The 6,581-nt window shown below is 43.4% G+C and carries 4 protein-coding genes; all 4 read right to left on the reverse strand.

Going from position 1 to position 6,581, the window contains the following annotated elements; genetic code table 11:
• Window positions 1-51: 51 nt before the first annotated feature.
• Window positions 52-873 (reverse strand): energy transducer TonB, encoded by an 822-nt coding sequence (locus tag IQ209_RS14110; RefSeq protein ID WP_193851890.1) that lies wholly within the window; start codon window positions 871-873, stop codon window positions 52-54.
• 20 nt (window positions 874-893) lie between these two features.
• Complete coding sequence (locus IQ209_RS14115) at window positions 894-3,872, reverse strand: TonB-dependent receptor domain-containing protein (RefSeq protein ID WP_193851891.1); 2,979 nt, start codon at window positions 3,870-3,872, stop codon at window positions 894-896.
• A gap of 61 nt (window positions 3,873-3,933) precedes the next feature.
• Window positions 3,934-5,409: a surface lipoprotein assembly modifier gene (locus IQ209_RS14120; protein ID WP_193851892.1), complete on the reverse strand. Its 1,476-nt coding sequence runs from the start codon at window positions 5,407-5,409 to the stop codon at window positions 3,934-3,936.
• A gap of 89 nt (window positions 5,410-5,498) precedes the next feature.
• Window positions 5,499-6,239 carry a Slam-dependent surface lipoprotein gene (locus IQ209_RS14125; protein ID WP_193851893.1) on the reverse strand — a complete coding sequence of 247 codons (741 nt, stop codon included), beginning with the start codon at window positions 6,237-6,239 and terminating at the stop codon, window positions 5,499-5,501.
• Window positions 6,240-6,581 lie beyond the last annotated feature (342 nt).

A 6,581-nucleotide genomic window follows, 5' to 3' on the forward strand; every position in this document is an offset into this window, starting at 1 on the left:
TAGCCACAATGATAATTAATCCTCGCTCCCAAACGGAGCGAGAGATGGGACTTACCTTAATGTAAAATCAAGTGTCAGCACAACATCAGGCTTTATGCCCGTTGGTATAGGGCCAACTGAATTGGCACTATTGATCGCATCGAGTGCGGCATTATCCAGTGTGCTATTGCCGGAGGAATTAACGACCTTGGCGGCAGTCAAGGTGCCGTCACCTAGCAGGGTAAAGCTGACTGTGACTATACCTTGTTGTTTCATCCTCTTTGCTCTGCGAGGATAGCGTTTATGGCGTTCTATTTCTTGCCGCAGTCTTGCCGAATAATTGTCTACTTCGCTATTTCCTTGCCCCACCAAAGGTTGTGATGTTGCCGCGCGGCTTATACTGCCTTCTGAATTAGCCTGATCGTTACCATGCGTTTCCTGCTCTGTCTGATTGTTTTTCTCTACCTGCGGTGATTGGGTGGTTTTCTTTTCTGCCACTTCTTGCGGTCTTTCTTTCTGCTGCTTTTGGCGTTTCTTAGGTTTATCGGTTTCTGGCTGTTTTACTATCTTATTTTCAGAGTGAATGGCTTTATCCAGCACGAGTTCCGGTTTTGTTGGTGATTCCGGTGCAGTCAAAAGTGGGGATGGAAGAGAAACAGACTCTGGTTTATTTTCCCACGATGGGGCAGCAATCATTGTAATGGATAGCCCCGTAGTAGAAGCGTTATGGTTAATATGATGTGCCGTGTCATCATCATATGAAGCATGTTGGTTAAACAGCCATATCAGACTGGTATGCAATAAAATGGCGATTAAGATACCAACCAGCACTCTCCTTCTGGGCATCAATGGAAAACAAGCGGCTGGATTGTCTAATATGGCTGTGTTGGTCATACGATCCTCTCATCAAGTCCTTAAAATTGGCTGGTCAAACTGAGTTTAAACGTTCTGCCCGGCGCTGGAATCATCGAACGAGTCAGCGGATCGAGATAGTAGCGGTTGGTGAGGTTTGTGCCAGTCAACTCCATGGAAATAGCAGGAGTGATTTGATAGCTAATATAGGCATCAACCGTAAGCACCGGATTCCAGCGCATTGGGTTATTGGACTGCCCTTTATAAATATCTGGCAAGGCATTCATCAGCCATTTTTCATCTTTGTTTTCTGCCTTGCTGTGATAAAGCATTCGGCTGCCTAGTTCCAGTTTTTCATCAAACAGGCGACCACCGACGCTCAGGTTAGCTGAGTATTTTGGCTGGATAGAGGTGCGTAAATAACCGCCAGGGAAACCACCATCAATACATTCAGGTATGCCATAACGATTCTGGGAATCCAGTCTCATGACAGAATTACTGTCACAGACCTTGTTTTTCATGTTATAGACCAACCCCATATCGGCAAAGAAACTGCCGTTGTCATAACGTGCCTGTAGTTCCAAGCCAGCAATTTTCTGTTTGTCTAATTGGGAGAATTTATAGGTAGTGTCCCGGTCGAACACATTTTCAATGAGGGTGTTGTAATAGGAGAGTTTGATATCAGCATGGCGTTCAGCATCGACTAGTTGGCTGAAATCGTAGACTAAGCCAACTTCCGCGGTTTTGGCGCGCTCAGGCTTAAATTTATGGCCTATTTGGTTGGTTGGAGAACCTGAAAAACCAACGGTATCTTCAAAAATGCTGGGCATTCTTACTGCTTCGGCATAGCGGGCATAAATGCGGAAATCTTCGGTGACATAGGTCGTCGCAGAGAAAGTAGGTGCCCAAGCGTGATCCTTACGTTTTGGCGCTGTCTCCCAGGGATCGTCAACAACAGGGCCTTGTACGCCAGTAGCGTCAGCTCTCTCACCGTGTTCATATTTATAGACTTCTTTGCCGCTTATTGGGTCAATAACCTTTTCATTCATGTCTAATTGGCCATTGAAATAGGGGTTACCGCTTTTACTGAGCTTGCCATTGCTAGGATCGTACTTCCAAGTGAATTTTTCGCTAACCATATTACGCTTTAGGCCATCACGTGAATCAATACGAGTTGTCTCAACCACAGGGTATTCAGTTTGGAGTTTATTCATAAACTCAATCCTCTCTGCGGAGCTCATTTTCAAGCTGTTGTTTGATCTTATAAATTGTTTTCTTTTTTTCATCATATTAGATTCAGTTTCAGTTATTGTTCGCCAATAACTCATTTCATGACCAATGGTTTCCGGTTGTTTCTGATAACGGCTATCTTTTACGGCACGCCGTTCATTAAGCAAATCATCTTGGGACCAATAAGAAACACGCTTGGCTCCAGCATTCAGTTCCAACCATGAAGTTGGCTGCCAGTTAAAGTTAAAGGCGAGGTTGATTTCCTGACGTTGTCCTCTCCGTGCTGGTGACTGGTCGAAATATAGGTTAGTTGAATTATAATCATCATTGGAATCGAGGCGTTCCCGTTGGAAATTTCCCATTAAAGTCAGCTCTAAGCTAGGGTGTAGGGTAAATTTATTGGAAATATCGATACCCCAACGATTGTTTTGAGAATGAGTGAGAGCGGTATTGATCAATGTGCCATCAATATTGGCGTTTCTGCCTTCAAGACCATCTTCCCAACGCCAGTCTCTGTCAACAGGAGTACGCGGATATCCTCCCGCCGTGTTGGTATTGCTGGTGGTGCGAGTTGTCCATAAATTCATGTCGAAGTCGACATAGGGGTTATTCTCAGGCTGCCATTTATAAGTCAGGTTGGCAGCTTTCTGGAGAACTTTCGCTAATGGCCATTGAGGAACTTTATTTTCTTCGGGTATAACCCAGCCCAGGCGTGAAGGCATAATATCGCCAAATTCCATGTGGGTATTGCGAAACCCCAACTGTAGAACCTGATCTTCGGTGAAACGCCAAGTATTTTTAATTAATACAGAACGCATTTCACTGGAAGTGTTAGGAACTTCATTACCGGGACGATAGATACGAGCAGCAAAAGGCAGATAGGGGTCCAGTGTTGTCCAGACATTCTTCATGAGTTCCCTGTCGTTTTCCGTAATGGGTTCATCATAGCGATGGGCGCCCCCTTTGCCGGCAAAATAGTTACCCTGACGACGGTATGCATAGGCCAGCATTAGGTCAAAATATTCCTGCCGTGTTCCTAATGCGATGCGGAAGGCATTATCTTTGAAACCAAACAGTTTATTGTCTTTCGATGAATGAGGCGTAATTTGCAACTCTGGATCGGTTTCAATTTTATTTTGGATAAAGTTAGGAATATCGCGGTAGTCCTGCCCCAATTGTAGAGATGGTGTACGCTCTCTCGCTGAGTTACTACTGGTTTCCAGCTTAGTATTGATACCGAAAGTTTCCCCTTTCGGCACCACATCATCAATACTTAATGTTTTGATGGATACCGCGCCGCCAACCGAACTTTTAATTCCACGGTTCAGTGAAGGGCCTTTTTCGATTTCAATGCTACTGATTAAATTTGCATCGATGTAGTTACGGTTATTGGCTCCATGATAACCACGCCCGACGGTAAGAGCCTGTTCTGTGCCATCAATGGTGACGGGAATTCGCCCTTGTCCCTGAACACCACGGATATTGACATCCAAGGCACCACTATTGCGGGCGTCACCGCTATATACACCTACAGCACCTTTAATTAAATCGGCGGGAGAAGCGCCCTTGTAGCGCTCTATCTGCTCTTTGCCGATATAAATATTGGAGATATCTTTGTCATAGACTGCGTTATAACCCTCTTCATCTTTATTACTGTTATCCGTGACACGAATCTTGCCTAGATCCGTCTTACTATTTGAGGTTGTGACTGTAGGTTTGGATTCGGCAAATAGGGGGGGGGCAATCAGTGATAGTGCCAGTGACAATGCAATTGTGGTGGGGGTGAACTGTGTTTTAATTCGGTATGTCATTGATGTCTCTTGCCTCGATTTATCAATTATCATCACACAAATGAAAAGAATAACTATTTGATTAAAAATATTTTTCTAGTCTGATTAGCACTTCGTTTTTGTTATAGCTGTACATCCAAGCCACATTGCTGTGATTGCGTCGATGGCGGAAAGTGAAAGAAGGTGTCATGCCCCCTATTTCGGCGGCGGGTACTTTTATGACGGCGCTGTAAATCTGCTCATTATCTTGGCGTGTGGCATTTAACATCGGGCTGTAAGCGCCAAAATGACGTTTTTTCAGTGTGGCAAACAGAGAACCATTGATTCCGGGATAGATTTGTCCGGCAATCCCTGTCCGAATTCCCCATTGTTGGTAGCGATCCACGACATGCTGGTCGTTGTCACGATAAACCCAATCGCCGCCGCCAAACAGGACAACGTCTTTGCTAATGGAATGGAATAGAGTGAGGTAGGCTGAGGTAAAGCTGCCATCTTTCCGGCGGAAATTTGGCTGATGACGTAGCTGTTTGTGTTCAAGTTCAACTTTCATGGCTGTTTTGGGCGTGAACGCCCATCGCCATTCTGTTTTGGCACCTACCGCACGGTAATAGGGTTCGCCTGCTCGTTGTTTATATTCAAACAGAGGCCCAAAAGAGAAATCGTGACTTTTGCTTTTGTAGCTGTATCCACTAACCAGTTGAAATGTATTCTCGTTTTCATCATGGTAATTACGATAGTTTTCACCATAAATCAGGCCACGACCAAAAATACCGTGATGACCTGTAAGTTGATAACGCCGACTTAATGTTGCGTCATAAGACGTACCCCATGCTTTGATGGCCTTTGGTATCTGCCTTTTATAGAGTATTTGCTTTATGGGATCAAAATCGTAACGGGGGTTTTCCTGATCAGGAGACATATTTACATTATCATTATAAGCATAACCAGCCGAGAAAGAGCCGCGCCAACTATTTCTCAGATCTATCGCTTCCAGATAGCTGTTAATATTTTTCAGCACGACTTCTGGTAACTTTTGTGCTTTATACAATCCAGTAAACAGTTGCTCAGCTTCCCGATTTTTATGATCCTCAAAATAGACGCGAGCTAATTCCAGCTCGATACGAGGAAAATCGGGCTGTTGATTCAGAACTTGTTGATAATGATAAGCGGCGAGATCTAAATCTCCCTCAAGACGTGCCAGCCCGCCTTGAGCAAAATTGACCAACATTACATCATGTTCCGGCAATTTTTGATAAGCCGAGAGAAAACGTCTGACATCTGACCATTGTCGATGGTTAATAGCCAGGAATAGTGCTTGGCCGATATCATTAATATTGTTTTCGACCTGAAACGTTTGCCCGTTAATGACAATCAGTGAAGCATTATTTTCAACAAAAATAGGATCTGGCGTAATCAGATTGGTTTCATTTTCCTGTTGATTATGTTGTGCTTCTTGCCAGATTTTTCTTGGGGTATCTTCATCGGCATAAACGGGTAGGGATAGGCATAGCGCTACCAGTGCCGTTGATAATATTGGCGTAATTTTATTGTCAGACATCGGGAAACCAGATCACAAAGCTCACGTTATTAAGAATAAAAAAAACAGAGAACAGCCCAGGATGGTACTGTTCTCTGGAAAATTAACGATTACTGTTTAGAACCACCAAAAGCGGTATCTTTGGTGTCATCATCAGCAAATTTCGCATACCCTGCCAAACTAGATGCGTTATCGCCAAAGAAGTGACCACTGGTGCTGCCAACCAAATCATCAGTTATGGCTATACCGTTGAATTTGGCATCAGCGCCAATATTGGCACTAATATCTATTGTCATTGCGGTATTTTCCATGGAACCGACCAGGGTTTTCTCACCGAAGTCTGCGGTAAATGTACCGGCCAGAGCATTGTCACCGCTGTACTGGTTAATACCTGTCACTGTATAAGTTGCTGTACCGTCGGTTGGAATATTGGTAGTGATATCCTTGCCTGCATAGTAAACCGTATGGGTACTATCACCAGCCTGACCGGTCTGAGACCATTCACCGAAGTAAACGTCAGCATTGGCAACTTTGCTGAAATGGAATACCCCCATCCCGCCATGAGAGCCTGGTGCACCTGCTCTTGAGATATTATGAATACCATTGCTGTCCGTTGGTGCCATGCGAGTTAAGCTAGAAAAACCGATGAGTTTTCCTCCACCGATTGAACTGACTCCAATGCCTGGGGCGCCATTCGCACCACCGTGTGAATTTGAACCTGTTTGAGTTTCACCAACCTTGATATATGATGGTGAGCTTATTTGACTCTGCCCGAAACCAACTTCTGCCTGAGCCTGTGCCATAAATCCCAATGTGCCTAAAGCGGCGATTAATACGTTGAACTTTTTCATCATTATCCTCGTTTGGAGTGGGGGATCCCTCGTTACCCAATCTTAAAAACGGCCTGATCTATCGCGCGAGAAAAACGTACACCGTTCAAATGATAATGTAAATGATAATTATTATTATTTGTTTCACTAATAATAGGGTTTATTAGTCAATATCTTTTTTTATTTCATTGATTTTTATTTTATTTTTTACATTTTGGGTAAGGTTTAATCTATCTGATTTTTTTTGAAAATGTGAGATTGGTAGATTTTATTTACTGAGGTTATTTTGTTATTAATAAATTAATTAATATTGAAAAAGTTTCCAATGTAATTAAATTAATAGGGTTATATAATCATTTATAT

It is taken from the genome of Xenorhabdus sp. BG5, assembly GCF_015163665.1.
Classification (GTDB): domain Bacteria; phylum Pseudomonadota; class Gammaproteobacteria; order Enterobacterales; family Enterobacteriaceae; genus Xenorhabdus.

What these genes read in the sequence shown, in the direction of transcription:
- IQ209_RS14110 (WP_193851890.1), bottom strand. Translation starts at nt 873, where the DNA reads ATGACCAACACAGCCATATTAGACAATCCAGCCGCTTGTTTTCCATTG.
- IQ209_RS14125 (WP_193851893.1), bottom strand. Translation starts at nt 6,239, where the DNA reads ATGAAAAAGTTCAACGTATTAATCGCCGCTTTAGGCACATTGGGATTT.
- IQ209_RS14115 (WP_193851891.1), bottom strand. Translation starts at nt 3,872, where the DNA reads ATGACATACCGAATTAAAACACAGTTCACCCCCACCACAATTGCATTG.
- IQ209_RS14120 (WP_193851892.1), bottom strand. Translation starts at nt 5,409, where the DNA reads ATGTCTGACAATAAAATTACGCCAATATTATCAACGGCACTGGTAGCG.